The sequence below is a fragment of the Helcobacillus massiliensis genome (assembly GCF_014191425.1).
GTDB classification, from domain to species: domain Bacteria; phylum Actinomycetota; class Actinomycetes; order Actinomycetales; family Dermabacteraceae; genus Helcobacillus; species Helcobacillus massiliensis.
In genome coordinates this window covers 1-26,680 of record NZ_JACHWP010000019.1, presented here as the reverse complement: position 1 = coordinate 26,680, position 26,680 = coordinate 1, and the positions used below count along the sequence as shown (strand labels likewise).

The window sequence follows — 26,680 nt, the reverse complement described above, 5'->3', positions numbered from 1 at the left end:
GTTCATGGCACCGGAGCAGTGACGGAGGGCGCGTTCTCCGCCGCGGTCGATGTGTGGGCGGCGGCGTCGGTCGCGCTGGACTGTCTGGCGCCGCGCCAGCGCATCCCGAACTCGGCGCAGACGTCGTTCGACGCCCTGAGCCATCACGTCGGGTCCATCATGCGGCCCGCGGGGCGAGCAGCGAGCAGGCCGCGCTGATCATGGCGATGCTGGACCCGGATCCGCTGCGGCGCCCGTCGGCCGCGCAGGTGCGGGACGCGATCCCGCCGATGCCGCCGGAGCTGGCCGCGCAGGCCCGCACCGCGACCGGGGCTGTCGTGCAGGTGGGCTCACCCGCGGCGGACGACACCACCGTGCAGTCCCGGGCCGCGCAGCCGACGGGCGCCACCTCGGCGCAGCCCAGCGCGCCGACGGCCCCCTCCGCCATCGAGTCCGCGCCCGGTGGAGGCGCGGCGGGCGGCAACCGCGCAGAGGCGCTCGGCGCTGCGGCGGCCGCGCAGGCGGCGCGTGCGCGCCAGCAGGACGCTCCGACGGCCCAGAGCAGTCCGACAGCCGCGGACAGCCCGACGGTCCTGAACAGTCCGACGGGCGCCACGCAGATCGTCGACGACAGCGCGGGCCGCACCCGCACGCCGGTTCTCCCGGTCGATCAGACCGACGCCCGGATCGGCCTCGGGTCCACTGCCGCCCCGGCCGCCACGTCCGCGCCGGCCTTCAGCCCCGTCGCCGGAGCAGGGTTCGCCCCCATCACTGCGGCGCCGCGCGGGCCGCGCCGTCTCGGGCTCGGCATCGCGCTGGCACTCGCGGCGGTGCTCGCCCTCGCTGGGGCCATCACGATGCTGGTGGTGGGGCTGACGATGAACCCCGGCGACGCCGCGAACGACGCGCTCGCCGTGCAGGCGGCACCGGTCAGGAGCGTCGGCGCAGCGCCGTGATTGCGGCGATGCCCGACCCGACGGCGACCAGACCGAGGACGCCCGCGCCGACGAACAGGCCACGGCGCAGCCATGTCGCCCGGCTGACCGCCTGCTCCTGTTCGGCGCGGGTCTTCCCGTAGTCCACGTCCGCGTTCTCACCGGCGGTGCCGTCCACCGCGAGGGTGAGGACCACGCGGCGCGGCTTCGCCGTGTTCGGTTCGTCCTCCGGGTCAGCCTTCGTGCTGAGCTGCAGGGTGTGGGTGCCGCCCAACCAGTTCGAGGCCTGCTCCTTGTCCGCATCCGTCCTCTGGTTGCCGAGCGTGACCGGGGTGGGCATCGCGCTGCCCCGGTAGTCGTCGGTGCTGGAATCGAGGTTGACCGTGGTGGACGCGTTCTCGTCCGGGTCGTACACCTCCTGGCCGAGAGGATTCAGCATCATCACCTCGACCTCGTCCCACGTTCCCTCGACCTCGCCGGCGTCAAGCGGCGAGATCGACCAGGACAGGCGCTGCCCCTCGTTCACGTCCACGCCGGCGAGCCGTGTCTCACCGGGCCGCAGTTCGATCACGTAGGAGCCGGGCTTCAGGATCGGGGCGCTGTTGCGGGAGCGGCCCAGCGCTGTGACGTCCGTCCTTCGCGGACCCGGCCGTGGGTGCGGGAACGGCCGGCTCGTCGTCCCACTCCGGTTCGGGCGGCATCGGGCTCGGCGCGGGTGCCTCGACGGCGAACACCAGCTCCATCGGCATCGTCTCGGACTGCTTGAGGTTGCCTTCGCGCGTCACCTTCGCGACGAACTCACCGGGTTCGCACTCACCGTCCTCACCGGTGCCGGCAACGGTCGAGACAGCAGTGGCGCGCTGGGGCGCATCCGCGATGTTGGGGAAGCTGAACCCGTTGCTCGTCCACTTCGCGCAGTCGTTGCCGTGCCCGTCGGTCAGTTCGATCGTGGACTTCACACTGTCCGAGGTCGTCGGCGTCGCCTTCGGGCTGGGGGTCGGCACGAGCGCGCCGGTCACAATGAGGCGCTCACCCTTCTTCAGCGTGACCCGGTAGTGCTTCGTCTCCTTCATGGTGCCCCAGCCCTGGTCCTTCCCGGCGGTGAAGGAGTCGAGGTATCGGCCGGGCTCGACCGAGGGCGCGCCGGCGAACGAGGACCCACCGGAGATGGGGGAGCCGTCGGCCTCATACCCGCGGTCGTCCGCGGCGGGTGCGTCCTTCGCGGAGCGTGCAGCCGGTGCGCTGGGCGCAGAGGCGGAGCGGGGCGCCGTGGTCGGGGCTGCGGCGGCGGGCAGCGCGGAGGCGGTCGCCAGGACGAGGGCGGCGGTCAGCGCAGCGGCGGGCCGACGGGTGATGGGCGGCCGATGGGAACCGGGCTGCGACATGGACGCTCCTCAGTGGCTCGGAAGTGTGCCCTCTCAGGGTGCCACTGATCACCCCGCCGTGTCGCGTTGGGACGGTGGGGAGAAGTCCGACGGGTGCCGCACGCAGCCCTGCGCTGGCGCCCCCGTCGGCCCGTGTGCGCCCCGCGGATCGGCGTGTCCGCTGACAGCGCAGAGGAGGCCCCCGGGAAGCATTAGCACTCTCAGCGTGCGAGTGCTTATGATGGCCTGGCACTCATGCCGAACGAGTGACAGGATCCGCCGGGTGGAACCGGGGGCGCTGCACCCGTCGGCAGGAGATCCGGCAGCGGTGAGATGCCGCCCGAGCGTGACCAGAACGCCCCGGGCGCCATCGTCCGTCGCGGGCATCGCTCCGGAACCAGAACAGAACACGGGAGAATTTCCACATGGCAAAGCTCATCGCCTTTGACGAGGAAGCTCGCCGCGGTCTCGAGTCGGGTATGAACCAGCTCGCAGACGCCGTGAAGGTCACCCTGGGCCCGAAGGGACGCAACGTCGTCCTGGAGAAGTCCTGGGGCGCCCCGACCATCACGAACGACGGCGTGTCCATCGCGAAGGAAATCGAACTCGAGGATCCGTACGAGAAGATCGGCGCGGAGCTCGTCAAGGAAGTCGCGAAGAAGACCGACGACGTCGCCGGTGACGGCACCACCACCGCCACCGTCCTCGCCCAGGCACTCGTCCGCGAGGGCCTGCGCAACGTGGCCGCCGGCGCCAACCCGATCGCTCTGAAGCGCGGCATCGACAAGGCCGTCACCGCGGTCACCGAGAAGCTCGTGGGCCAGGCCGTGGAGATCGAGTCCAAGGAGCAGATCTCCAACACCGCCGCCATCTCCGCTGCTGACCCGGCCATCGGCGAGCTCATCGCCGAAGCGCTCGACAAGGTCGGCAAGGAAGGCGTCATCACCGTTGAGGACTCCAACACCACCGGTCTGGAGCTCGAGCTCACCGAGGGCATGCGCTTCGACAAGGGCTTCATCTCGCCCTACTTCGTGACCGACGCCGAGCGTCAGGAAGCGGTCCTGGAGGACCCGTACATCCTGCTCACCTCCGGCAAGGTCTCCAACATGAAGGACCTGCTGCCGATCCTGGACAAGGTCATCCAGTCCGGCAAGCCGCTGCTGATCATCGCTGAGGACGTGGACGGCGAAGCCCTCCCGGCCCTCGTGGTGAACAAGCTGCGCGGCGTGTTCAAGTCCGTCGCTGTGAAGGCACCGGGCTTCGGCGATCGCCGCAAGGCGATGCTGCAGGACATGGCCACCCTCACCGGCGGCACCGTCATCTCCGAGGAGGTCGGCCTCACCCTCGAGGGTGCGGACCTCGACTCCCTCGGTCGTGCCCGCAAGGTTGTCGTCACCAAGGACGAGACCACCATCGTTGAGGGCGCCGGCGACGCCGACCAGATCTCTGGTCGCGTCAACCAGATCCGTGCTGAGATCGAGAACTCCGACTCGGACTACGACCGCGAGAAGCTCCAGGAGCGCCTCGCGAAGCTCGCCGGCGGCGTCGCCGTCATCAAGGCGGGCGCAGCCACCGAGGTGGAGCTCAACGAGCGCAAGCACCGCATCGAGGACGCCGTGCGCAACGCCAAGGCCGCTGTCGAAGAGGGCATCGTCGCCGGTGGCGGCGTGGCCCTTCTGCAGGCCGGCAAGGAAGCCTTCGAGACCCTGGACCTCCAGGGCGACGAGGCGACCGGCGCGAAGATCGTCCAGGTCGGTGTTGAGGCACCGCTGAAGCAGATCGCCGTCAACGCCGGTCTCGAGGGCGGCGTCGTGGCGGAGAAGGTCAAGGGCCTGCCCGTGGGCGAGGGCCTGAACGCTGCAACCGGCGAGTACGAGAACCTCATCGCGGCTGGTGTGCTCGACCCGGTGAAGGTGACCCGTTCCGCTCTGCAGAACGCCGCCTCCATCGCCGGCCTCTTCCTCACCACCGAAGCCGTGGTCGCGGACAAGCCGGAGAAGGTCGATCCGGCTGCTGCCGCAGGCGGCATGGACGGCATGGGAGGCATGGGCGGCATGATGTGATCCCCTGAGGGTCACCGCCGCTCCAGCTGACACGCTGAGCAACAGGAACCGCCCGGTTCCGCCCCGATACGGGGTGGGCCGGGCGGTTTCGTTTCCGCGGGCATCGGCGTATAGCGGCACACCAGGCCGCTATACCGAACAGGCTGCTCCTCTACGCCGACGGCCGAGCAGCCCCGTCGAGCGCCCACCCACCTCGAGCGCCCACCCACTCCGAGCGCGATTGGTCTGCCGATAGCGCCGGTGCCATGGACGGCGCGATGAAGAAGCTCATGGAGCTGCCGGCCGGGTCGGTCCTGCTCGGAGCGATCGCGGTCAGCCTCGCCGCCCCTTTTCACTGTCATCGGGTGTGGTGAACGGTCGCCAGTGCTGACGCGAGCCGCGGCAGCATCGCGCTGAAGGCCCCGTCGGCCGGCCGGGCGAGCCCGAGAACGATCCCCGCACCGCCCACGCCGCCCACAGCAGCGGCTGGGGAGGGGTCGACGGGTGCCGCCTGCGACTCGGCGCCCCACGCCGCCGACAGGCGCCCCACCGTGATGCCCGCGTCGGCGCACGCCGCCACCGCCCGCGCCTCCGGGTCGGCGCCGGCGCGGCCGCGGTGGCTGCCGGCGGTGTCGAACCGGATCACCGCGTCGCTGCCGCCGTGCATCGGCAGCACCCGCACCCCCGGAACGTCGAGCATCGCAGCGAGCAGTGCCTCCCGCCGTCGGCCCAGCCGCAGCCGCTCCGTCCGGGTGTGCCGGCGCACCGTCCCATCCGCCAGCAGATGCGCCACCGCGTGCTGCGTCGTCGCCGAGACGCGCACCCCCAGCACCTCGCGCACATCCCGCAGCTCGGCGAGGAGGGCGGCACCCGTCGGCCGCACGAAGCCGACCGCGAGGTCCGGGCTGAGCAGCCGGGAGAACGTGCCGAGCAGGACGGTGCGGCCGTGCGGGTCGATCGCGGACAGCGGCGGCAGCGGTGCGCCGGTGTAGCGCAGCTCGGAGTTGAAGTCGTCCTCAATGATGAGGGCGTCCTCGTTGCGCGCCCACTCGAGGAGGGCGAGGCGGCGGTCGAGGCTGAGGGAACCGCCGAGCGGGTACTGGTGGCTGGGGGTGACGATGACGGCGTCGGGCGCGGCGGCCCCGGTGGGCAGCGCATCCACGCGCAGACCGTTGCCGTCCACGCCCAGCGGGACGATCCGGTGCCCGAGCACCTGCGGGACGCGCCGCAGGCCCGGGTAACCGGGTGTCTCCACGCCGATGCTGAGGGTGCCGCGGGTCGCGGCGAGGGCGTGCAGGATCAGTTCGAGCCCGTCGCGGGAGCCGGCGGTGACGAGCAGGGCGGCCGGGTCCGTGGGGAGCCCGCGCATGAGTCGGAGGTGTTCGGCGATACCGGCCCGCAGGTCGGGCAGTCCGGTGAGGCCGCCGGTTTCGGCCTCGGGTGCGGCAGCGGCGCGGCGCCACGCGGACCGCCAGGCGGCGTCGCCGATCCGCGTGGTGCGCGGCAGACCAGGGCGCAGATCCACCGCCGGTGCCGATGCGGGTGCGGGGGCGGGGACAGGGTCGGGACGGCCGGGCGCGGCGGCGGTGGAGGCTCCGGGGGAGGCCGGCCGACGGGTGCTGGCCGCGGTGGGGTCCGGCGCCGCGGCGCTGACCTGCTGCAGCAGGTGCGCCGGCAGCGACGGATGCACCGTGGTGGGCCGGCCCTGGGAGGCGAGCAGGGCGCCTTCGCTGATGAGCTGGTCGAACGCCGCCACGATCGTTCCGCGGGACACGCTGAGGCGCTGCGCGAGGAACCGCGTGGAGGGCAGAGCGTCGCCCGGGGCGAGGGCGCCGGACATGATGAGGGCGCGGATCCCGTCGGCCACCTGGACGGGCAGGGGAGTGCGGCTCGCGCGGGTGAGGGTGAGGGCGAGGTCAGCGGTGGAGCGTTCGGCCATACCAGAATGATGCCGCCGCCGCGCCCACTGGTCCACTCCGATCCACTGATGCTGGATCTGGTTTCGGACCAGTGGGCGGATGAGACTGGTCGGCATGACCGAGAAGAACCAGATCATCCCCCTGTCCGAGACGACCCGCGCCACCAACGAGAAGCTGATGGGCGGCGTCATCATGGACGTGGTCACCGCTGACCAGGCCCGCATCGCCGCCGACGCCGGCGCCGTTGCCGTCATGGCCCTTGAGCGCGTCCCCGCGGACATCCGCGCACAGGGCGGCGTGGCCCGCATGTCCGACCCGGACCTCATCGACTCCATCATCGAAGCAGTCGACATTCCCGTCATGGCGAAGGCCCGCATCGGCCACTTCGTTGAGGCCCAGGTCCTGCAGCAGCTCGGCGCCGACTACGTGGACGAGTCCGAGGTGCTCAGCCCCGCCGACTACGAGCACCACATCGACAAGCGCGCGTTCGACGTCCCGTTCGTGTGCGGCGCCACCAACCTCGGAGAGGCGCTGCGCCGCATCGCCGAGGGCGCGGCCATGATCCGCTCCAAGGGCGAGGCCGGCACCGGTGACGTGTCCGAGGCGACCCGCCACATCCGCCGCATCCTCCACGAGATCGCGCAGCTGCGCGCCACCGCCGCCGCGAACCGCGAGGAGCTGTTCGTCGCCGCGAAGGAACTGCAGGCGCCGATCGCGCTGGTCGAGTACGTTGCGGACAACGGCCGCCTCCCCGTTCCGCTGTTCACCGCCGGTGGCGTTGCCACACCGGCCGACGCGGCCATGATGCGTCAGCTCGGTGCGGACGGTGTCTTCGTGGGCTCCGGCATCTTCAAGTCCGGCAACCCCGAGCAGCGCGCGAAGGCCGTGGTGCGGGCGGTGGAGAACTTCGAGGACCCGGCCGTGATCGCGGACGTCTCCCGCGGTCTGGGCGATGCGATGGTCGGCATCAACGTGGCGGACCTGCCGGCGCCGCACCGACTCGCTGAGCGGGGATGGTGACGGCAGCGGGGCGCGCCCTGTAGCGGCTGCGGGGCGCGCCCTGTCTCATGGCCGTGGAGCGCGATTGATGTGCGCATTCGGGGTTTTTCGCGCAGATAATCCCGAAAAGGGCAACGAATCGCCGCCCCGCCGTGCGGCCCCGCCGCTCAGAGCTTCGCGTGGGCGTGCTCGCCGAGCACGAGTCGGTCCATCTCCTCCTCGGTCGTGGCGTTCAGCGCCCTGCGGCGGGACAGGTAGAACACGAACCCGATCGCCACCCAGATCGCCAGCGCGATCAGCGGCGGCGTATCGAGCTGCCCGGGGGAGCCGGGGATGAACAGCAGCGCGAGGAACACCACCGACAGCACGCAGCCGAGCACAGCCACACCGGACTTGAACGCGATCCAGCCGGGGCTGGTGCGCGGTTCGGTGAGGACGACCCCGTCGCGCACCTCAGCAGCGGTCCTCCGCATCGCTTTGAAGGCGCACAGGCAGGTGTAGAAGTAGGCGACCGAAACCCCGGCGGAGGTCATGTCCACCACCCAATTGAGGGCTTCACGGCCGAAGAACGGGGTGACCACGCAGAACGCGAGCACGAACAGGAGCGCCACCACGGGGGTGCCGGCGCGGTGGGAGATGTAGCCGAGCTGGCCGGGCACCATGCGGGCGTCCGCCATGGCGAGCAGCACGCGGGAGGCGGACAACATGAACCCGTTGAGCCCGGTGATGACGCCCATCGTCACACCGATCACCATGAGCACGGGGCCGACGGGTCCGATGGCGACCCGGATCGCATCGGCCGTGGCCCAGGAGTGCCCGTCGAAGGTGTGCCCGGCCTCGCTGATCGCGATGGATGCGGCCATCAGCATCGCCAGGTAGATGAAGGCGGCGGCGCCGATGGCGAACAGGATCAGCTTCAGCGCCTTGGAGGGGGAGAAGTCGAACTCGCCGGCGAGCTGGGGGACGTTGTCGAAGCCGACGAACGCGAACGGGGCGATCGCGACCATCAGCATGATCGCCGCCCAGGGCGCGGTGTCGCTGGGGAAGGCGTGGAACAGCGGGACGGGTTTGCGGATGTAGGCGATGACGGAGAGGAGCAGCAGCAGGCTCACGCACGCGAGCATGACGATGCAGGCGATGTACTGGACGCGGCCGGACAGGGCGGTGCCGCGGGCGTTGAAGAACGTGAACACGAGCAGCGCGGTGATGGAGACGGCCACTTCGGGCAGGTAGATCGGCCACCCGGCGACCTCCCACAGTCTGCCTTGCTCCATGAGGGAGGGGGCGACGTTGCGGACCACGAGGGCGAGCGCGGAGGCGTTGAGCGCCACGATGGAGATGTAGCCGAGGGTGAGGAACCAGCCGGCCACGAATGAGTGCCTGCGGCCCATCGCGACATAGGAGTACGCGAGTTCGCCTCCGGTGACGGGGAACTTCTTGATGACGATCCCGTACGACAGGGCGATGATGCTGATGAGGACGGCACCGGTGGCCATACCCATGAGGGCGCCGGCGGTGCCGCCGTCCTTCAGCCAGTCCACGGGGAGGATGAAGGAGCCCCAGCCGATGGCGGAGCCGAGGGCGATGGCGAACACCCATTGGGGTTTGAACTCGCGTTTGAGGACGGCCTTCTCATTGGGGTCGAAGCCGCCGGTGACGGTGGGCGGTTCGCTGCTTGGGGTGCTTCCGCCTCCCGTCCGGTGCTGTGCGGAGGGGGTGGGGGCGGCGGAACTCACAACGAATCAGCTTCCTGTGATCGGGGACACATGACTGTGATTCGCCAGGTTAGTCAGGTGCCGCGCCCGATTCAAACCCGAAGCGGCCCGAGAGCGGCCGGTGAGGGCGGCCGACGGGTTCACCCGTGCCACGCCTCGGCGAGCATCCGCTGGGAGTCGAACCGCTTCTGCGGGTCGTGGAAGTAGGACACGGTGATGAACTCGTCGGCCCCCGTGGCGGCGGCCAGCTCCTCCAGCTTCGCGACCACGGTCGAGGGGGAGCCCACTGCCGAGATGGACAGGGACTGGTTCACCGAGTCGAGGATGTGCGGCTCGAGCACGTCCTCGATGTGGGCGGGGCGGGGCAGCGGCCCGCGCGCTCCCTTGATGATGCCGGCGAACATCTGCTGCAGCACGGAGAACTGGAACTGTGCCTCGTCGTCGGTGTCGCACACGACCACGTTGACGCCGACCATGGTGCGGGGCTGCTCGATCTGGGCGGTGGCGGCGGTGGGGTCGAATTCGCGGCGGTAGAGGTCGAGCGCCTGCTGGAACTGGAACGGCGCGAAGTGGGACGCCACGGAGAACGGCAGGCCCAGCTGGGCGGCCATGGCGGCGCCGTTCATGGAGGAGCCGAGCACCCACATCGGGATGTGGGTGCCTTCGGCGACATACGCGCCGATCCGGGAGTTCGCGGTGGTGCGGGGCCCGGACCACGCCTGGATGTCGGCGATGCCGCTCATGAACGCTTCGGGCTGGGCGCTGGTGCGGGCGAGCAGCTGCGCGGTCATCGGGTCGGTGCCGGGAGCGCGGCCGAGCCCGAGGTCGATGCGGTCCCCGTGGAACTGGATGAGGGTGCCGAACTGTTCGGCCACGGCCAGCGGTGCGTGGTTCGGCAGCATGATGCCGCCGGAGCCCACGCGGATCCGCTCGGTGCGCTCTGCGGCGCGGGAGATGAGCAGGGCGGTGGCGTTGGAGGCGAGGTTCTGCGTGTTGTGGTGTTCGGCGAACCAGTAGCGCTCGTACCCCTGGTCGTCGGCCTGCTGGGCGGCCTGCATGGAGATGTCGATGGCCTCGCGCATGGTGGACCCGTCGGCGACGGGGACGAGGTCGAGCACGGACAGGGCGGGGCGGGTGACCACGGGTCTCCTCACTGTGCCGGCGGGGTGTCCTGCCGGTGTCGGTCGGGGCTGGTGCGGCCGATGCTCGAGTCCGGGTAGATGGGGATCTCGGCGCTCGGGATGTCATCGTAGCTGGCGGGGTCGGAGATCGGCTCCACGTGCAGCTCGGCGTGCAGGCCGGGCACGGCGCGCATCAGTTCCTCATCCAGTTCGTGCGCGTAGGTGTGGGCGCGCTTCACGGTCCAGGTGTCGGGCACCTGGATGTGCACGTTCATGTGCTTCTCCTGGCCGGCTTCGCGGGTCTTGAGGCCGTGGAAGGTGACGTCGCGGGAGGTGTGCGAGCGCAGGATCCGGGTGATGGCGTCGTTGTCCTCGTCGTCGAGCGCCTTGTCGAGGAGTCCGGAGATCGATTCGCTCATCAGCGAGATGCCGGTGACGATGATGTTGACGCCCACGAGGAACGCGATGACGGCGTCGAGCCGGTGCCAGCCCGTGACGGCGACCAGCCCCACTCCCACGAGGACGCCGACGGAGGTCCAGACGTCGGTCAGCAGGTGCTTGCCGTCGGCGACGAGAGTGATGGAGCGGTGGCGGCGACCGGCGCGCATCAGCACCACGGCGACCACACCGTTGAGGACGGAGGCGGCGACCAGCACCAGCAGGCCGACGCCGACGTGCTCCAGTGGCCGCGGATGGATGAAGCGGTCCGCGCTCATCACGAGGATCACGGCGGCGGCCACGAAGATGATGGCGCCCTCGGCGGCGGCGGAGAAGTATTCGGCTTTGGCACGGCCGTACAGGAACCGCTGGGTGGCTCCCTGGGCGGCGACCCGCAGCGCCACGAGTGCGACCACGGCGGCGACGAGGTTGACGCCGGATTCGGCGGCGTCGGACAGCAGGCCGACGGATCCGGTCATCGCCCACGCCGCGGCCTTCAGCGCGATGGTGGCGATGGCGGCGAAGATCGCCAGCCACGCGTACCGGGTGAGGTCCACGCTTCCGCGGCTGGGCGCCGGTTCGGCGGGGGCGGTGGATTCTGGTGGGGTGCTTGGGGTTGTCACGTGGCTATTGTAGGAAGCTATGAGCATCATCGCGGCGGCGGACGGATCCGCACTCGGCAACCCCGGACCCACCGGATGGGCCTGGTACATCGACGACTCCGCCTGGGCGGCGGGCGGCATCGACCACGGCACGAACAACATCGGTGAGCTGACAGCGGTGCTGCGCCTGCTGGAGGCGACTGCGGATGCGGGCCGCGCTGAGGAGCCGCTGCGGGTGCTGTGCGATTCGAAGTACGTGATCGATTCGATCACGAAGTGGATGCCGGGCTGGAAGCGGAAGGGCTGGAAGAAGGCCGACGGCAAACCGGTGAAGAACGTGGAGATCATGCGCGCCCTCGACGCCGCGATGCAGGGCCGCGATGTGCAGTTCGAATGGGTGAAGGGACATTCGGGGCACCGCCTGAACGAAGCGGCGGATGCCCGCGCGAACGGCGCCGCCACCGCGATCCAGAAGCGCACCGCCGTGAAGGAGGGCCCGGGCCTGCCCAGCGCAGTGCCCACCGCAACCGCTGCGCCCGTCGGCGCTCCGCATCCGTCGGCCGCCCCCGCCGGCGGGCCGACGGATGCCGCTCCTGCTGACCTGTTCTCAGCGTTCACCGACGACCCCGACGCCCCCGCGGACGCCTGCTTCACCACGGTGGATGTCCGCGGCGCTCAGCGCATGCTGATCACTCCGCGCAGCGCCGGGCAGCGCGTCGCCGCCGTGCACCCGGCCGCGATCCTGCTGGGTACGGACGGCAGCGTCCTCACCGCCGACGCGTGGGATGAGCACCTCACCGACACCCTCGGCACCGACCCGACCATCACCGACGTGATCGAGGAGCAGGTCGGCACCGCCACCCTCCTCACCTTCGAGGTCACCGCCACCGGCGGCGCGGCTCTGCGCGGAACCGCGGTGTGGGAGAGCAGCGGCGACGGCGAACCCACGCTGCGCCTGCACCAGTTGGCGCCGCTGGGCTGACCGGGGCCGACGGGACCGCACCATGGCAGTGTTCGCGGACACTCCCCGCTGGCCGAAGCACGGCACCTGGTGGGGCCATCTCGTGTCCGACGCGTCCCTGGACGAACTGCATGACGCAGCGGAGCGTGCCGGCCTGTTCCCGCGGTCGTTCGACCTCGACCACTACGACTGGCCGGTCGATGCCCGCGACCGCCTGGAGCAGACCGGGGTGCGCTTCGTGGATTCGCGGGAGCTGACTCGCCGCCTGATCGATTCGGGGCTGCGCGTCCCCGCTCATGCGCGCGCGGGTGCGAGGCGCGAGCGCACCCTCGCCGATGCCGCGGCGCTCGGCCTCGATGCGGGCACGGGTGACCGCGTGCCACACGACTTCATCTGGGGCATGCGCGGCCATGTGGACCCGATGCCCGCTCTCGCGGGGGCGTTCCGCCTCACCCGCGATGAGGGCAGCAGCGCGCTCGCATCACCGCGGATCCAGGCGCATGATGACGCGGGCCGCCGCGCCGCACACGCACTCCTCGCTCGTTTGAATGAGCTCGCCCGAACACGGGGACGGGACCGGTTCATCGGGCAGGCGGTCGACTGGCCTGATCAGTGACCCGCCCGTGCCGGGTCAGGCGGACCCGGTGGAGTCGCCGCTGTCGGCGGGAGAGGCGCCGTCGTCGTCGAGGTCGGCCGACGGGATCTCGACACGGAACGTGGCGCCGCCGCCGTCGGTCTGGTGGATGGAGATCATGCCGTGGTGGTGCTCCATGATCGTCGCTGCGATCGCAAGGCCGAGGCCGGCGCCGCCGCCCTGCTCGGACTGCCGCTGGCGTGACTCGTCGGTGCGGAAGAACCGTTCGAAGACGCGCTCGCGGGCCTCCTGCGGGATCCCGTCACCGTGGTCGCGGACCTCCAGCAGCACATTGCCTTTGCGGTTGTGGCCGAGGGCGATCTCCACGGGGGTGCCCTTGGGGGTGTGGCGGTTCGTGTTGCCTACGAGGTTGAGGATCACCTGGCGCAGCCCGGCTTCGTCACCGAGGACACCCGTCGGTTGGATCTCCTCGATGTCGAGGGGCGCCCCGGTGAGGTCGGTGATCTGGACGTCGCGGGTGGGGTCGAGGGCGCGGAGGTCCTGGGTGGCGTCGTGGATGAGCGGAGTGATGTCCATCGGCAGCAGGTCGAACGTCTGCTGTTCGTCGAGGCGGGCGAGGCGCAGCAGATTCTCCACGAGGGAGCCCATGCGCTGCGCTTCGTCTTCGATCCGCTTCATGGCGGAGGCGACGTCGTCATCGGAGCGCAGGGCGCCCATGCGGTACAGCTCGCCGAAGCCGCGGATCGCCGCCAGCGGGGTGCGCAGCTCATGGGAGGCATCGCCCACGAACCGCCGCATCTTCGATTCGGAGGAGATCGCCTTCGATTCGGACTTCGCCTGCGCCTGGAACGATCCTTCGAGGCGCACCAGCATTTCGTTCAGCACCACGGCGAGGGTGTGCACTTCCTGGCTGGTGGTGGAGACGGGCACGCGGCGCGACAGGCTGCCGGCGGCGATTTCGCGTGCTGTGGACTCCACGTCCCGCAGCGGCTCCAGTGCACGGTGCGACACCCACCCGCCGATGCCCACACCGGTCAGGACCACGGAGGTGCCGACCAGCACGATGATCAGCGCCATTTCGTTCATGGTGGAGTCCACGGACGCCATCGGCAGCGCGACGAACGCGGAGTATCCGTCGGGCTGGTCGGAGGCGATGGCGAGCACTCGCCACCGCTGCTGCTCACTGTCGAGCACGGTGAACGGTTCTCGGTTCAGCGCCTGCACTTCGTCACGGCTGAGGTGTGGGAAGCGGATGTCGGCGTTCTGGTTGGTGCGGTTGCGCACCACTTTCTGCTGCTGGTCGCCGTCGGCGGAGCGGAACTCGACCACGAAGTCGACGGGCGCGTATGCGAGTTCGTTCGGGTCCGCGTTCTGGTCGTTGATGGTGGCGGTGGCGAGGGAGACGGTGGGGCCGACGCTGCGCCGCAGGTCCTCGTCGATGGATTGGATCAGGGTCCGGTTCAGCAGGAACAGGGACAGGGATCCGGTGACGAGAGTGCCGAGGACGAGGACGGACGCGATGAGTGTAACGACCCGTGTCCAGAGGGACACGGGTCGCTTGCTGCGCTGACCCGGGCGGATGGTGCCGAGCTTCATGGGGGTCAGCGTACGTCAGGAACGGGGGTCTGCGGGACGCAGAACGTATCCGATGCCTCGCTTGGTGTGGATCATGGGTTCGCCCACCACGTCGATCTTGCGGCGCAGGTAGGAGATGTAGGACTCGACGATGCCGACTTCGCCGGACCAGTCGTAGTCCCAGACGTGGTCGAGGATCTGCGCTTTGGAGACGACTCGGCCGGCGTTCAGCATGAGGTAGCGCAGGAGCTTGAACTCGGTGGGGGAGAGGTCGATGGGGGAGTCGGCGCGGGTGACTTCGTGGGAGTCCTCGTCGAGCCGGAGGTCGCCGACGACGAGTGCGCTCTCGGACGGTTCGGACACACCGAGGTGGGTGCGGCGCAGCACGGCGCGAATGCGGGCCACGACCTCTTCCAGGCTGAAGGGCTTGGTGACGTAGTCGTCGCCGCCGACGGTGAGGCCGGCGACCTTGTCCTTGGTCTCATCGCGGGCGGTGAGGAACAGGATGGGGAAGTGGTGGCCCTTGTCGCGAAGGCGGCGGGTGACGGTGAAGCCGTCCATGTCCGGGAGCATGACGTCCAGGACGATCAGGTCCGGTTCCTCTTCGGTGGCGATGCGGACGGCTTCGGAGCCGTTGGACGCGGCGTGGACGTCGAAGCCCGCGAAGCGGAGGGACGTGGCGAGCAGGTCGCGGATGTTCGGTTCGTCGTCGACGACGAGGAGCTTGGCCTCGTAGTCGTGTTCAGCCTCAGTGGTCATGAATCCATACTGAGCCGTCAAAGTGAGAAGGGCCTGAATGCACTCTGTGAGATACGGGCTGCGTGGGGGTATGGACGGGCATGACGAAGCGGGGCGCAGACCCTGTGGATCTGCGCCCCGCTTGTTGGTCAACCGGTCAGTGACCGGCTGTCACTGCTGGGATCAGCGGTCGCCCTTGCGGCGGCGGGTCACCATGGCGGTACCCGCAGCGACGAACGCTGCAGCTGCCGCGAGGAGGCCGCCGACCTGGGCACCGGTGCGTGCCAGGTCGCCGCTCGGAGCGTGGCTCTGGTCCTGGCCCTGGCTCGGGGCATTGCTGCCGCCGTTGCCCGGCTGGGTGGTGCCGCCGTTGCCGCCGTCGCCACCATTGCCGCCGTCTCCGCCGTTACCACCGGAGCCGCCGTTGCCGCCGTTGCCGCCGTCGCCGCCGTTGCCGCCGTCGCCGCCGTCTCCACCGTCGCCGCCGTCGCCACCATCTCCACCGTTACCCGGCTTTTCGCCGACGGTGACGGTGATGGTGTCGATGACGTTGCCGTCCTTGTCCTTGACCACGACGGTGATCTCGTCACCGGGCTTGGCGTCATCGTTGATGTCGACAACGAGGTTGCCGTTGTCGTCGATGCTGCCCTTGCCGGGGCCTTCGGTCTCAACGGTGGAGCCGTCCGGAACCGGGCCACCCTCGTTCGGGATAGTCACGGTGTCGCCCGGCTTGCCCTCGCCGTCCTTCCAGTCCGGCTTGTCGGCGGGCTTTTCTTCGCCGACGGTGACGGTGATCTCGTCGATCACGTTGCCGTCCTTGTCCTTGACCACGACGGTGATCTCGTCACCGGGCTTGGCGTCATCGTTGATGTCGACAACGAGGTTGCCCTCGTCATCGATGCGGCCCTCGCCGGGGCCCTCGGTGTCAACGGTGGAGCCGTCCGGAACCTCGCCACCCTCGTTCGGGATGGTCACGGTCTCGCCCGGCTTGCCCTCGCCATCGTTCCAGTCCGGAGCCTCCACCGGAGCCTCGGTCACGGTGACCTTGGCATCGACGGTGTCCGTGGAGCCGTCCGGGTAGGTGACGAGCACCGGGATGGTGTAGTCACCGGCCGGGACGGACGGGTCGATGGTGATGGAACCGTCCTCGTTCACGGTGAAGCCGTCGGGCAGGTCGCCGTTCGGTGCGTACGTGGTGCCCTCAGGTGCGGTGGCCGGGTTGCCATCGGCATCGGTGTAGGTCGGGGTCGGCACGGTGCCGCCCTTGCCCTCCTCGACCGAGGTGTCCTCGTAGGCCGGGTTCAGGTTATCGGTCACCGGTGCTGCCGGGTCCTCGGTCACGGTGACCGTGACCTCGTCGATCACGTTGCCGTCCTTGTCCTTGACCACGACGGTGATCTCGTCACCGGGCTTGGCGTCATCGTTGATGTCGACAACGAGGTTGCCCTCGTCATCGATGCGGCCCTCGCCGGGGCCCTCGGTGTCAACGGTGGAGCCGTCCGGAACCTCGCCACCCTCGTTCGGGATGGTCACGGTCTCGCCCGGCTTGCCCTCGCCATCGTTCCAGTCCGGAGCCTCCACCGGAGCCTCGGTCACGGTGACCTTGGCATCGACGGTGTCCGTGGAGCCGTCCGGGTAGGTGACGAGCACCGGGATGGTGTAGTCACCGGCCGGGACGGACGGATCGATGGTGATGGAACCGTCCTCGTTCACGGTGAAGCCGTCGGGCAGGTCGCCGTTCGGTGCGTACGTGGTGCCCTCAGGTGCGGTGGCCGGGTTGCCATCGGCATCGGTGTAGGTCGGGGTCGGCACGGTGCCGCCCTTGCCCTCCTCGACCGTGGTGTCCTCGTAGGCCGGTGTCAGGTTATCGGTCACCGGTGCTGCCGGGTCCTCGGTGACGGTGACGGTGATCTCGTCGATCACGTTGCCGTCCTTGTCCTTGACCACGACGGTGATCTTGTCACCGGGCTTGGCGTCATCGTTGATGTCGACAACGAGGTTGCCCTCGTCATCGATGCGGCCCTCGCCGGGGCCGTCGGTCTCAACGGTGGAGCCGTCCGGAACCTCGCCACCCTCGTTCGGGATGGTCACGGTCTCGCCCGGCTTGCCCTCGCCATCGTTCCAGTCCGGCTTCTCAGCCGGAGCCTCGGTCACGGTGACCTTGGCATCGACGGTGTCCGTGGAGCCGTCCGGGTAGGTGACGAGCACCGGGATGGTGTAGTCACCGGCCGGGACGGACGGATCGATGGTGATGGAACCGTCCTCGTTCACGGTGAAGCCCTCGGGCAGGTCGCCGTTCGGTGCGTACGTGGTGCCCTCAGGTGCGGTGGCCGGGTTGCCATCGGCATCGGTGTAGGTCGGGGTCGGCACGGTGCCGCCCTTGCCCTCCTCGACCGTGGTGTCCTCGTAGGCCGGTGTCAGGTTATCGGTCACCGGTGCTGCCGGGTCCTCGGTGACGGTGACGGTGATCTCGTCGATCACGTTGCCGTCCTTGTCCTTGACCACGACGGTGATCTTGTCACCGGGCTTGGCGTCATCGTTGATGTCGACAACGAGGTTGCCCTCGTCATCGATGCGGCCCTCGCCGGGGCCCTCGGTGTCAACGGTGGAGCCGTCCGGAACCTCGCCACCCTCGTTCGGGATGGTCACGGTCTCGCCCGGCTTGCCCTCGCCATCGTTCCAGTCCGGAGCCTCCACCGGAGCCTCGGTCACGGTGACCTTGGCATCGACGGTGTCCGTGGAGCCGTCCGGGTAGGTGACGAGCACCGGGATGGTGTAGTCACCGGCCGGGACGGACGGGTCGATGGTGATGGAACCGTCCTCGTTCACGGTGAAGCCGTCGGGCAGGTCGCCGTTCGGCTCGTACTTGGTGCCCTCAGGTGCGGTGGCCGGGTTGCCATCGGCGTCGGTGTAGGTCGGGGTCGGCACGGTGCCGCCCTTGCCCTCCTCGACCGTGGTGTCCTCGTAGGCCGGTGTCAGGTTGTCGGTGATGGGAGTCAGATCGACGATGAAGGAGTCGGCCGCGATGATGTTGTCGCCGGAGACGAGGCGAGCGGTGTACACCATGCCGTCCGGAGCATCGGCGGGCACCTCGAAGGTGCAGGCCTCAGCCTCAGCCTCGGAGGTCACCGGGTCGCAGGTCTTGACGACCTCGCCGTTGGAGTCAACCCACTCGATCTTGGAGGCGAGCGGCGGCATGACACCGGTGAAGTCGAGCTCCGCGGTGTCACCCGGGCGAGCCGGGTTGTCCGACACGTCGTAGTTGGTGATCTGCAGGTCAACTTGAGTCCGAGCCACGATGGCGTAGTTGACGTTGTACCACATCGGCCTCTGCACGAGGTTCTGTGCCGGGGCCGTCTGCGGGGTGAACGACAGGTTGGCATTCGGCTTGCGGAACTCGGGGGAGGTGTAGCCGGAGTAGCCGTTGACGAGCTCGCCCTGCGGATCGAAGACCTGCATGTACAGGTACTGGTCGTTCAGCGTGCCGTCCGGGAACCGCAGGGTGTACTTGCCGTTCTCGTCGGTCTTGCCCTGCACAGTCGCGGAGATGTACTCCGGGTGGGCCTTCAGAAGCTCGGCCGCGGCAGCAGCGCGCTGGGACTCGTCGAGCGACTCCACCTGAGCCTCGTAGGCCTGAGCGCCCTCGGAGGTCAGCGACGACATCACAACCGTGTAGCCAGCGGCCTCGGGATCCTTGCTGTTGTTGTTCGGACCGGTTGCCGAGTTGGCGCGGTCACCGGCACCGGTCTCCAGCCATACCTGACCGGACACCGAATTCTTTGCTCTCAAGCTGGTCCAAGGGTTCGGCAGCGGACCCTCGGAGTCCGTGATCCACTCGGCCTCGGGGCGGTGCATGTAGGTGCCGCCCTGCTCCGTCATGAAGACGGCGGTGCGCTGCATGTTCGTGCCGGTGAGCGGGAACTGGCCCAGGTTGCTGTCAGTCACGGAGTTGACGAACGAGCCGGGGAAGAAGCCGCCGGCCTGGCGCATCATGGTGATGGTGTTGCCGGTGGCAGGGTTGGTGCTGTCCGGGATCACCAGCTTGTAGTACTGGCCGGCAGTCGCGTTGTACGTGTGCTTCTTGCCCTTCGCGTCGGTCCAGCCCTCGCGCAGATCGAAGGCGTAAGCGCCGGGGCCCGCCTGGTTGGCGTCGCTGTTGGACAGTGCGTTGGAGGTCTTGGCGGAGTACCACGGGGAGACAGCGCCGTCCTTGTCGATCCACTGCATGTAGACCTCGGTGCCCTCCGGAACAGCCGAGAGGCCGTTCCCGAAGGTCGCCGGGGTGCCCTTGTCCGAGATGAACGCGCGACCCGACAGGGTGTTCTTCGCGTTCGTCATGTCGGTTCCGCTGTCGATGTAGCCGTTGGCGATCGCGTCGGCCGGGATGGCGTTGGCCTGCGAGCTGCCGGGCTGGTCAGTCGGCGCGGCGGCCGGTGCGAGAGCCGCGGCCTGCTGGCTGGTCGGAGCAGCAACCGCGACGGTTGCGGTTGCGCCGAAAGTGCCCACGAGGAGAGCAGTAGTGCCGGCTGCGGCGACTGCGCGTCGCATCAGGGGAGTACGACCTGCAGTCGCGGCGCTGGCACTCCGGTTACGGAAAGCGTCAAAAACCATGGAAACTCCATCTTCATCGAAGGGAGCATGCGCCGAATCGCGCAGGGAGGCCCCCGTTGAGACCGAGGGTAGCCAAACCGTGACCTCGTCACCAGGGCGATCGGTCGGTTAAGCCCTACCCTTCCAGGTAGTAACCAAGCGGACAGCCGGCGAAGGGGCCATCGTCCCGGTTGGTCGGTGCGAAAAGTTTGAGACTTGCGCGTGATAACAGTGTCAGGGTGAGGGCCGAAGGCGGATGTTGTGCGTTTGTGACGATCTTCCGGGCCCGGGTGCCGTCGACCCGTGTGTTCATAGTTACTGTCCGGACGCTGGGACAAACGGGGGAAACCCGGCATTGTGCACCTCATCGACCCACTGTCGTCCTTCACGACATGCAGAAGGCCGCCCCCCATGCCGGGGGAGGCCTTCTGGTCTGGTGGATGCGGTGGTCAGCTCACAGCCGCTGGGCCTCGCGCATTGCCGAGCGCATCCGGTCGTTGGACTTGCGCATCTTCCGCAGGCGCCACGCCTGCTGAGCCAAGAGAATGCTCGCAATCGCCGCCACGATCAGGCCGCCGAGCACGGCCGCCAGCAGCATCGCCACCCCGCTCGCGAGCGTGAAGTGCCAACTCAGGAACGCGAAGGACTGGGCATCAGGATTCTGCAGGACGAAGGCGAGCAGGGCCGCCAGGATGATGCCGCCCACCGCCAGGCCGATGATCAGCCGAGCCGTCATCTGCGGGTTCCGGGTGTCCTCCACGGGCTCGAACGCGGCAGGGTCGGGCGTCCGGCGCGCGGGGCTGTCCTGGCGCACCTCCGGCTCGCGGCCTGGGCGGGGTTCTCCGGCCGCGTGGCCGGGCTGATCGGAGGCGCCGCCAGCCTCGGGTGCGGTCCGGTTCTGCGCGTGGACCTCACCGCGGGCAAAGGCGCCGTCGTGATCGTACTGGGAACGGGCGTCGTCAGATCGGGACATCAGAGTGCACCTCGCAGAAGGGGTCGGGGGGAGGGAAGGCGCGCAGAGAGGCGACCTCGGCGCCGGACTCATCCAGCTTAGATCAGCCGGACTCCTCTATCTCGGAATGATCAACTATCCGGTACGCATACCCCTGTTCGGAGAGGAACCGCTGACGATGACGAGCGAACTCCTCCTCGCCGGTGTCCCGCATGACCAGGGAGTAGAAGTGCGCCCGCCGCCCGTCGGGCTTCGGCCGCAGCAGCCTCCCCAGCCGCTGCGCCTCCTCCTGGCGGGACCCGAAGGCTCCCGAAACCTGCACCGCCACCGACGCGTCCGGCAGGTCCACCGAGAAGTTCGCAATCTTCGACACCACCAGGCGGGGGACCTCACCCGAACGGAACTGAGCGAACAGCTCCTCCCGTCGAGCAGGTGCGGTCCTGCCCGTCATCACCGGCGCACCGATCGCCTCTGCGATCTCCTCCAACTGATCCACGTACTGCCCGATCACCAGCAGCGGCTCTCCCGCATGTCGATCCACGATCCGCTGAACCACCGGCACCTTCGCCGCGTGCACCGCAGCCATCCGATGCCGCACCGCCGGCTCCGCGGCCCGCAGCACCCGCAGATCCGCGGCAGGCATGTCCACGCGGACCTCGACCATCTCGGCAGGAGCGATCCATCCCTGCGACTCCAGCCGCTTCCACGGGGCATCGAACCGCTTCGGGCCGATCAGCGAGAACACATCGGACTCCCGGCCGTCCTCCCGCACCAGAGTCGCCGTCAGCCCGAGCCGCCGACGCGCCTGCAGGTCCGCCGTCACACGGAACACCGGCGCCGGCAGCAGATGCACTTCGTCGTACAGCACCAGGCCCCAGTCGCGGGCGCTCATCAGCTCCAGGTGCGGCATCACGCCCTTCCGCTTCGCCGTCAGCACCTGATAGGTGGCGATCGTGACCGGACGGATCTGCTTGCGCCGTCCCGAATACTCGCCGATCTCATCCTCTCTCAGCGTGGTGCGGCGCAGCAGCTCCTGCTTCCACTGGTGCGCCGAGACCGTGTTCGTCACGAGGATCAGCGTGGTGCGGCCCGTGCGCGCCATCGAGGCGGCGCCCACCACGGTCTTCCCCGAACCGCACGGGAGGACCACCACACCCGAGCCGCCGGACTCGAACGCGTCGACCGCCTCCTGCTGATAGTCCCGCAGCTGCCACGCGGAGGCTCCGTCGGCCCCCTGCTCAGCCGACGCCGTCAGCGCGATCGGGTGGGCTTCACCGTCGATGAACCCGGCGAAGTCCTCCGCCGGCAGGCCGATCCGCACCAGGGCCTGCTTCAGGGAGCCGCGAGCACTGGGGTGCACCACCACGGTGGTGTCATCGATGCGTTCGCCGAGCATTCCATCGGTGCGCTTCGACCGCAGCACCTTCTGCATCGACTCGGGATCGGCGGCCTCCAGGATCAGGCCGTGGATGGGCGAGGACTGCAGGCGCAGCCGCCCGTAGCGGTCCATCGTGTCCGCAATGCTCTCCAGCAGCGTGTGCGCCACCGGAAAACGCGCATGCGCCGCGAGCGAATCGATCACCGTGGCGGCGTCGAAGCCCGCGGCGCGCGCGTTCCACAGCCCCAGATCCGTGAGGCGATAGGTGTGGATGTGTTCGGGGGTGCGCTCCAGCTCCGCGAACGGAGCGATCGCCGCGCGGGCCTCATCGGCCGACGGGTGCCCGACATCGAGCAGGATGCTCCTATCGGGCTGGACGATCAGGGCGCCGGTGGCAGTCACCCGGCCAGTCTAGAAGGAGCGCACCCCAGAGGGGTCAGCTGAGGCGGGGTGCCTCACGGTCGCGGCCCACCGCCACCATGTACAGACCGAACTGCAGCAGCACACCCGCGATCACCGAGGCCAGCGCCGGGAGGATCAGCCACGCCAGAATGCTCATCGCGATCGTCACGATCAGCGTCACCAGGATCACCAGGCCCAGGTTCGCGATCACCAGCGACGCGGAGCGACTGAACGCCTCACCGGTGGACAGTCCCTCCAGCGCCACCAACGGCAGCACGAACGTGGTCAGCACAGCCACGGCGATCGGGCCGATCACCGGGATGATCCAGGACACCATGCCGAGCACGAGGGTCAGCAGGATGGGCAGGAGCAGGCGGGCGCCCACGAATCCCTGAGCGACCGACGCCTTCTCCCCGCGTGCGGACATCGCAGCCACGTTCGCCATGCCGGACATCCACAGCGCCGAAACCGCGAACATCGCCACCATGAACACGAGCATGGACACAATCATGGTGACACCGAACACCGCGCCGCCGGATTCGGAGCTGGAGGCGCCGGCCGACACGGCGCCCGCGAGGCCCATCCCGAAGAGCAGGATGACGCCGCCGATGACCGGAATGATCGAATACACCAGGGACGGCACGATGAACGCCACCCAGTTGCGGCCGAAGGCATCCGCCATCCAGGAGAACGTGCGGCTGATCTTCGCACCGAGGTCATCGGAACTGCTCATCGGGGCGGTGCCGTAGCCCGAGGGGCCGGTTGAGGGGCCGGCGGCCGGCTGCGGCGCCGACTGCGGGGCGCTGAACGGAGCGGACGGGGCGGAGGAGCCGCCGCCGGCCGCCCAGGAGGGCGCAGCGCCCTGCTGCTGCGGGGCCGACGGGTACTGGCCCCACTCGGGGGCGCCGTTGGCGGAGGAGGTGGAGCGGGAGTCGTCGGTCGGCGACGTCATGCGTGTCCTTCTGTTCTGGGATGTGATGAGGGGCCGCGCGCACCCGCGTGGGCGCGCGCTCCACATGAGAAGTGTGGCACGGACCGGGCCGAAAGCCGCACCGACGGGTCCGGGTACCCTTCGGCCCCAGGGACCGAAGCGGCGGTCTTCTAGACTGGACGGCGCAGCGCGTCGACGCGCCTCCCCACCCCCTATGAAGGAGAAGTCGTCCATGGCCACTTTCGACCCGGCACCCGCGAACTCCGCCGATATCGGCGTCACCGGGATGGCGGTGATGGGCTCGAACCTCGCCCGCAACCTCGCCCGCAACGGCTTCAAGGTCGCCATCCACAACCGGTCCGTGGGGCGCACCGAGAAGGTCATCGAGAACCACAGCGAGGACGGCCAGTTCCTCCCCTCGGAGTCGATGGACGACTTCGTGGCCTCCCTGCAGAAGCCGCGCGTGGCGATCATCATGGTGCAGGCCGGCGCAGCCACCGACGCCGTCATCGAGGAGCTCGCCTCCCGCATGGACGAGGGCGACATCATCGTGGACTGCGGCAACGCCCTGTTCACCGACACCCGCCGCCGCGAAGCCGACCTCCGCGAGCGCGGCCTCCACTTCGTCGGCGCCGGCGTCTCCGGCGGTGAAGAGGGCGCCCTCAACGGCCCCTCGATCATGCCCGGCGGCCCCGTCGAGTCGTACAAGCGGGTGGGGCCGATGTTCGAGAAGATCGCCGCGCAGGTCGACGGCGACCCCTGCTGCACCCACGTGGGGGCCGACGGTGCCGGCCACTTCGTGAAGATGGTGCACAATGGCATCGAATACGCCGATATGCAGGTCATCTCCGAGGCGTACGACATGATGAACAAGGCCCTCGGCATGAGCGCCCCCGAGATCGGTGAGGTCTTCGAGGAGTGGAACAAGGGCGAACTGGAGTCCTTCCTCATCGAGATCACCGCTGAGGTGCTGAAGCACAAGGACAACGTCACCGGCAAGCCGTTCGTGGACATCGTGCAGGACCGCGCCGCCCAGAAGGGCACCGGCGCCTGGACTGTGCAGACCGCCCTGGACTTCGGCGTTCCGGTCACCGGCATTGCGGAGGCGACCTTCGCCCGCTCCACCTCCGGCTCCGTGAAGCAGCGCGAAGCCGCGATCGGTGTGCTGCCCGCCGAAACCCAGGACCAGACCGTGGAGGACCGCGACCGTCAGCAGTTCATCGAGGACCTGCAGAAGGCGCTGTACGCCGCGAAGCTCGTGTCCTACTCGCAGGGCTTCGATGAGATCGCGGCCGGTGCCGAGCACTACGAGTGGGACATCAACCTCGGCGACATGGCGAAGATCTGGCGCGGCGGCTGCATCATCCGCGCCCGCTTCCTCAATCACATCACCGAGGCGTACAAGCGCAACCCCGACCTCCACCTGCTGCTGGCGGACGAGTACTTCCGCGGTGAGATCGCCTCCTGCATCCCGGCGTGGCGCCGCGTCGTCGCGTACGCCGCAGCGAACGGCTTCTCGGTGCCGGTGTTCACCTCGACCCTGTCGTACTACGACGCGGTCCGCTCCGAACGCCTCCCGGCAGCGCTCGTGCAGGCGCAGCGCGACTTCTTCGGCGCGCACACCTACCGCCGCGTGGATGCCGACGGGTCCTTCCACGTGGAGTGGACCGGGGACCGCACGGAGACGAAGATCAGCGACTGACCCCGCCCGGTCAGCCGAGTGTGACGCGGTGGACGAGGACGGTGAACTCCGTTCCGTCCGCCGCGTCGCGTGCTGTCAGGCGGCCCGCGTTCAGGGACAGCGGACGGGCCCGCTTCTCGACGATGCCGCCGCGGCCGTCGACGATGCCGAGCCGCAGCTCGCCCCCGTCGGCGATCGCCGCCCGGATGCGGTCGGACACCCCGTGGCGGGAGGCCGACGGGTTCTCCTCCGCGGCCCGGATCCGCCGCACCGCCTCCGCGGGCTCCAGCCGCAGGGAGGGATCCGTCGGCCCCTGAGTCCCCTCCCCGGCGCTGATCAGCATGGCCGCGGGGACAGCGGGACGGCCCGCCGCCGGTGCTGAGGCGCGGCGCGCACTGCGCGGGTGCGGAGCGGACGCGTCCGTGTCACCGGTGGCGACCATGCCGGCGCGGCGCGCCAGATCCGCCGCGAGAGCGGGGCGAACGGTCGCGAGGGCAACAGTCGGCGCGAGGCGCACGAGCCCCAGCATGGATGCCTCATCGGAGGCGAACAGACGGTCCAGGTGCACCTCCTCACCGGTGAGGACGGACTGGGCGGAGCGCACCTCGATGCGGCCCACTTTTCGGGCTTCGTCGGTGATGAGGAACTCCAGGGCCTGCGGCACCGGGGTGATCGCACGGTCGCGCAGCGCGTGGAGCATGTGGTCGGCACTGGTGCCGGTGCGCAGAGCGGCGGCGATGGACGACGGCGTGAAGCGGCCCGTGGCGGCGGGCCCGCGACCGTCGCTCTCCGCCCACTCCAGCAGGCGCTGGACCGCGGCCGTGGGACGGCCCGGCACGGTGATCGTCAGATCGGAGTCGAGGATCACCTGATCCACCTGCGGCGGCAGCAGGGCCCGCAGCGCCTCCGCGGCCCGCTCTCCCGAGAGGACCGACTCGAGCAGCGCCGTCGGCACACCGTCGGCGAGCAGACCCCACGCCTCGGCTTCCGCGAGGGCGAACCGCGCTTCCTGCTGCACGCCCGGCGCCGGCACGAGCGGGAACAGCCAGGCGGCGAGGTGCATGACCGCGTCCGTCGATGCGCGCACGTCCCGCTCGCGCGCCTGGGCCGCAATGTGCTGCAGAAGCAGGCGCCTGCGCTCGCGGGCACCGGCGCGGCGCGTCTCATCCGACAGCGCCGCCTGCGGCCCGCCCGCCCGGGAACCGGACCCGGTGGGGGAGGGGTCCACCGGTTCGCCCGCGAGGGACGGGATGTGTGAACTCGAGAGCCACGCGTCCACCAGGAGCGCCCACTGGTCGGCGTCGTCCGCCTCGAGGTGCGCGGCGAGCTCCGCGGTTGCCTGCCAGTCCTCGCCGTCGTGCGCGAGGAGTCCCAGCGACCATGCCGCATGCATGGCGGTGGACCACACCTCGGGCGCTGCGCCGGCGTCAGCGGCGAACCGTCGGTGGTCCCGCTGCGCGACGCCACCGCGGCGCAGCACGCCCGGCAGGCCGTCCCATCGGGCGATTCCTGCCACCAGCGAGGTCATCTCCAGGGCGTGCTGCGCCGCCTGCGCCGCGCGGCCTCCGGGGAAGCGCTCAGCGGTCGCGTCCGGCAGGGGAGGCGGCTGCGGACAGAAGTCCGCCACGATCCGCTGCCCCCGCTGGGCTGCCTGCACCACGCCGGGTGCCAGACCGGACTTCTCCGGCAGGAGTTCCAGGACCGTGCGGATGGGGCGGAACCCGTTGGCCCCCTTGATGACGAGCGCACGCACCCGCAGTCCC

The 26,680-nt window shown here is 69.6% G+C and carries 20 protein-coding genes; 7 read left to right on the top strand and 13 right to left on the bottom strand.

Annotated elements, in window-relative coordinates; all coding sequences use genetic code 11:
• Both FHX50_RS11940 and FHX50_RS11220 read left to right on the top strand, forming a co-directional pair.
• Positions 1 to 198, top strand: a 198-nt coding sequence (locus tag FHX50_RS11940) for a hypothetical protein (protein WP_221187357.1), incomplete at its 5' end; no start/stop codon positions are given.
• Positions 199 to 200: 2 nt separating this feature from the next.
• Entirely contained in the window at positions 201 to 935 is a 735-nt protein-coding gene (locus FHX50_RS11220; protein WP_183377261.1) for a hypothetical protein, read from the top strand.
• Here the strand turns inward: FHX50_RS11220 and FHX50_RS11215 are convergent.
• Both FHX50_RS11215 and FHX50_RS11210 read right to left on the bottom strand, forming a co-directional pair.
• The gene (locus tag FHX50_RS11215; protein WP_183377260.1) at positions 910 to 1,446 is read right to left on the bottom strand and encodes a hypothetical protein; all 537 of its coding nucleotides are present in this window, start codon (positions 1,444 to 1,446) and stop codon (positions 910 to 912) included. The two genes, FHX50_RS11220 and FHX50_RS11215, sit on opposite strands and share 26 nt — an antisense overlap.
• A gap of 16 nt (positions 1,447 to 1,462) precedes the next feature.
• Positions 1,463 to 2,299 carry a hypothetical protein gene (locus FHX50_RS11210; protein ID WP_183377259.1) on the bottom strand — a complete coding sequence of 279 codons (837 nt, stop codon included), beginning with the start codon at positions 2,297 to 2,299 and terminating at the stop codon, positions 1,463 to 1,465.
• A gap of 404 nt (positions 2,300 to 2,703) precedes the next feature.
• On the opposite strand from FHX50_RS11210, the gene groL reads away from it, so the two are divergent.
• On the top strand, positions 2,704 to 4,341 hold the full coding sequence (groL, locus tag FHX50_RS11205; RefSeq protein ID WP_183376504.1) for a chaperonin GroEL: 1,638 nt from the start codon (positions 2,704 to 2,706) through the stop codon (positions 4,339 to 4,341).
• A 337-nt stretch (positions 4,342 to 4,678) separates the two neighbouring features.
• On the opposite strand, the gene pdxR is transcribed toward groL, so the two are convergent.
• Positions 4,679 to 6,259 carry a MocR-like pyridoxine biosynthesis transcription factor PdxR gene (gene pdxR, locus FHX50_RS11200; protein WP_183376505.1) on the bottom strand — a complete coding sequence of 527 codons (1,581 nt, stop codon included), beginning with the start codon at positions 6,257 to 6,259 and terminating at the stop codon, positions 4,679 to 4,681.
• Between the two features lie 94 nt (positions 6,260 to 6,353).
• Between pdxR and pdxS the strand changes: the two genes are divergently transcribed.
• On the top strand, positions 6,354 to 7,259 hold the full coding sequence (pdxS, locus tag FHX50_RS11195) for a pyridoxal 5'-phosphate synthase lyase subunit PdxS (protein ID WP_183376506.1): 906 nt from the start codon (positions 6,354 to 6,356) through the stop codon (positions 7,257 to 7,259).
• A 146-nt stretch (positions 7,260 to 7,405) separates the two neighbouring features.
• Here pdxS and FHX50_RS11190 read toward each other — a convergent pair whose 3' ends face one another.
• The 3 genes from FHX50_RS11190 to FHX50_RS11180 all read right to left on the bottom strand — a co-directional run bounded on the left by FHX50_RS11190 (position 7,406) and on the right by FHX50_RS11180 (position 11,135).
• Complete coding sequence (locus tag FHX50_RS11190; protein WP_183377258.1) at positions 7,406 to 8,974, bottom strand: amino acid permease; 1,569 nt, start codon at positions 8,972 to 8,974, stop codon at positions 7,406 to 7,408.
• A gap of 119 nt (positions 8,975 to 9,093) precedes the next feature.
• A complete protein-coding gene (locus tag FHX50_RS11185) occupies positions 9,094 to 10,095 on the bottom strand; it encodes an MsnO8 family LLM class oxidoreductase (protein ID WP_183376510.1) in 1,002 nt (333 codons plus the stop codon).
• A gap of 8 nt (positions 10,096 to 10,103) precedes the next feature.
• The gene (locus tag FHX50_RS11180; RefSeq protein WP_415829874.1) at positions 10,104 to 11,135 is read right to left on the bottom strand and encodes a cation diffusion facilitator family transporter; all 1,032 of its coding nucleotides are present in this window, start codon (positions 11,133 to 11,135) and stop codon (positions 10,104 to 10,106) included.
• Between the two features lie 19 nt (positions 11,136 to 11,154).
• On the opposite strand from FHX50_RS11180, the gene FHX50_RS11175 reads away from it, so the two are divergent.
• Entirely contained in the window at positions 11,155 to 12,096 is a 942-nt protein-coding gene (locus tag FHX50_RS11175; protein WP_183377257.1) for a ribonuclease H family protein, read from the top strand.
• 22 nt (positions 12,097 to 12,118) lie between these two features.
• Positions 12,119 to 12,691, top strand: a complete 573-nt coding sequence (locus FHX50_RS11170; protein ID WP_183377256.1) for a DUF4031 domain-containing protein — start codon at positions 12,119 to 12,121, stop codon at positions 12,689 to 12,691.
• 15 nt (positions 12,692 to 12,706) lie between these two features.
• On the opposite strand, the gene FHX50_RS11165 is transcribed toward FHX50_RS11170, so the two are convergent.
• From FHX50_RS11165 to FHX50_RS11140, 6 genes are all read right to left on the bottom strand, one after another.
• Entirely contained in the window at positions 12,707 to 14,266 is a 1,560-nt protein-coding gene (locus tag FHX50_RS11165) for a sensor histidine kinase (protein WP_183377255.1), read from the bottom strand.
• Positions 14,267 to 14,281: 15 nt separating this feature from the next.
• The gene (locus FHX50_RS11160) at positions 14,282 to 15,004 is read right to left on the bottom strand and encodes a response regulator transcription factor (RefSeq protein ID WP_183377254.1); all 723 of its coding nucleotides are present in this window, start codon (positions 15,002 to 15,004) and stop codon (positions 14,282 to 14,284) included.
• 162 nt (positions 15,005 to 15,166) lie between these two features.
• A complete protein-coding gene (locus FHX50_RS11155; RefSeq protein ID WP_183377253.1) occupies positions 15,167 to 19,531 on the bottom strand; it encodes a YPDG domain-containing protein in 4,365 nt (1,454 codons plus the stop codon).
• A 496-nt stretch (positions 19,532 to 20,027) separates the two neighbouring features.
• Entirely contained in the window at positions 20,028 to 20,546 is a 519-nt protein-coding gene (locus tag FHX50_RS11150; RefSeq protein WP_183377252.1) for a LapA family protein, read from the bottom strand.
• Positions 20,547 to 20,628: 82 nt separating this feature from the next.
• Complete coding sequence (locus FHX50_RS11145; protein ID WP_183377251.1) at positions 20,629 to 22,305, bottom strand: DNA repair helicase XPB; 1,677 nt, start codon at positions 22,303 to 22,305, stop codon at positions 20,629 to 20,631.
• A 34-nt stretch (positions 22,306 to 22,339) separates the two neighbouring features.
• Positions 22,340 to 23,257, bottom strand: coding sequence for a hypothetical protein (locus FHX50_RS11140; RefSeq protein WP_183377250.1), 918 nt, complete (start codon positions 23,255 to 23,257; stop codon positions 22,340 to 22,342).
• Positions 23,258 to 23,468: 211 nt separating this feature from the next.
• On the opposite strand from FHX50_RS11140, the gene gndA reads away from it, so the two are divergent.
• Positions 23,469 to 24,938 carry an NADP-dependent phosphogluconate dehydrogenase gene (gndA, locus tag FHX50_RS11135; protein ID WP_183377087.1) on the top strand — a complete coding sequence of 490 codons (1,470 nt, stop codon included), beginning with the start codon at positions 23,469 to 23,471 and terminating at the stop codon, positions 24,936 to 24,938.
• Between the two features lie 10 nt (positions 24,939 to 24,948).
• Here the strand turns inward: gndA and FHX50_RS11130 are convergent.
• The coding region (locus FHX50_RS11130; protein WP_183377249.1) for a helicase-associated domain-containing protein at positions 24,949 to 26,680 on the bottom strand (1,732 nt) is incomplete at its 5' end.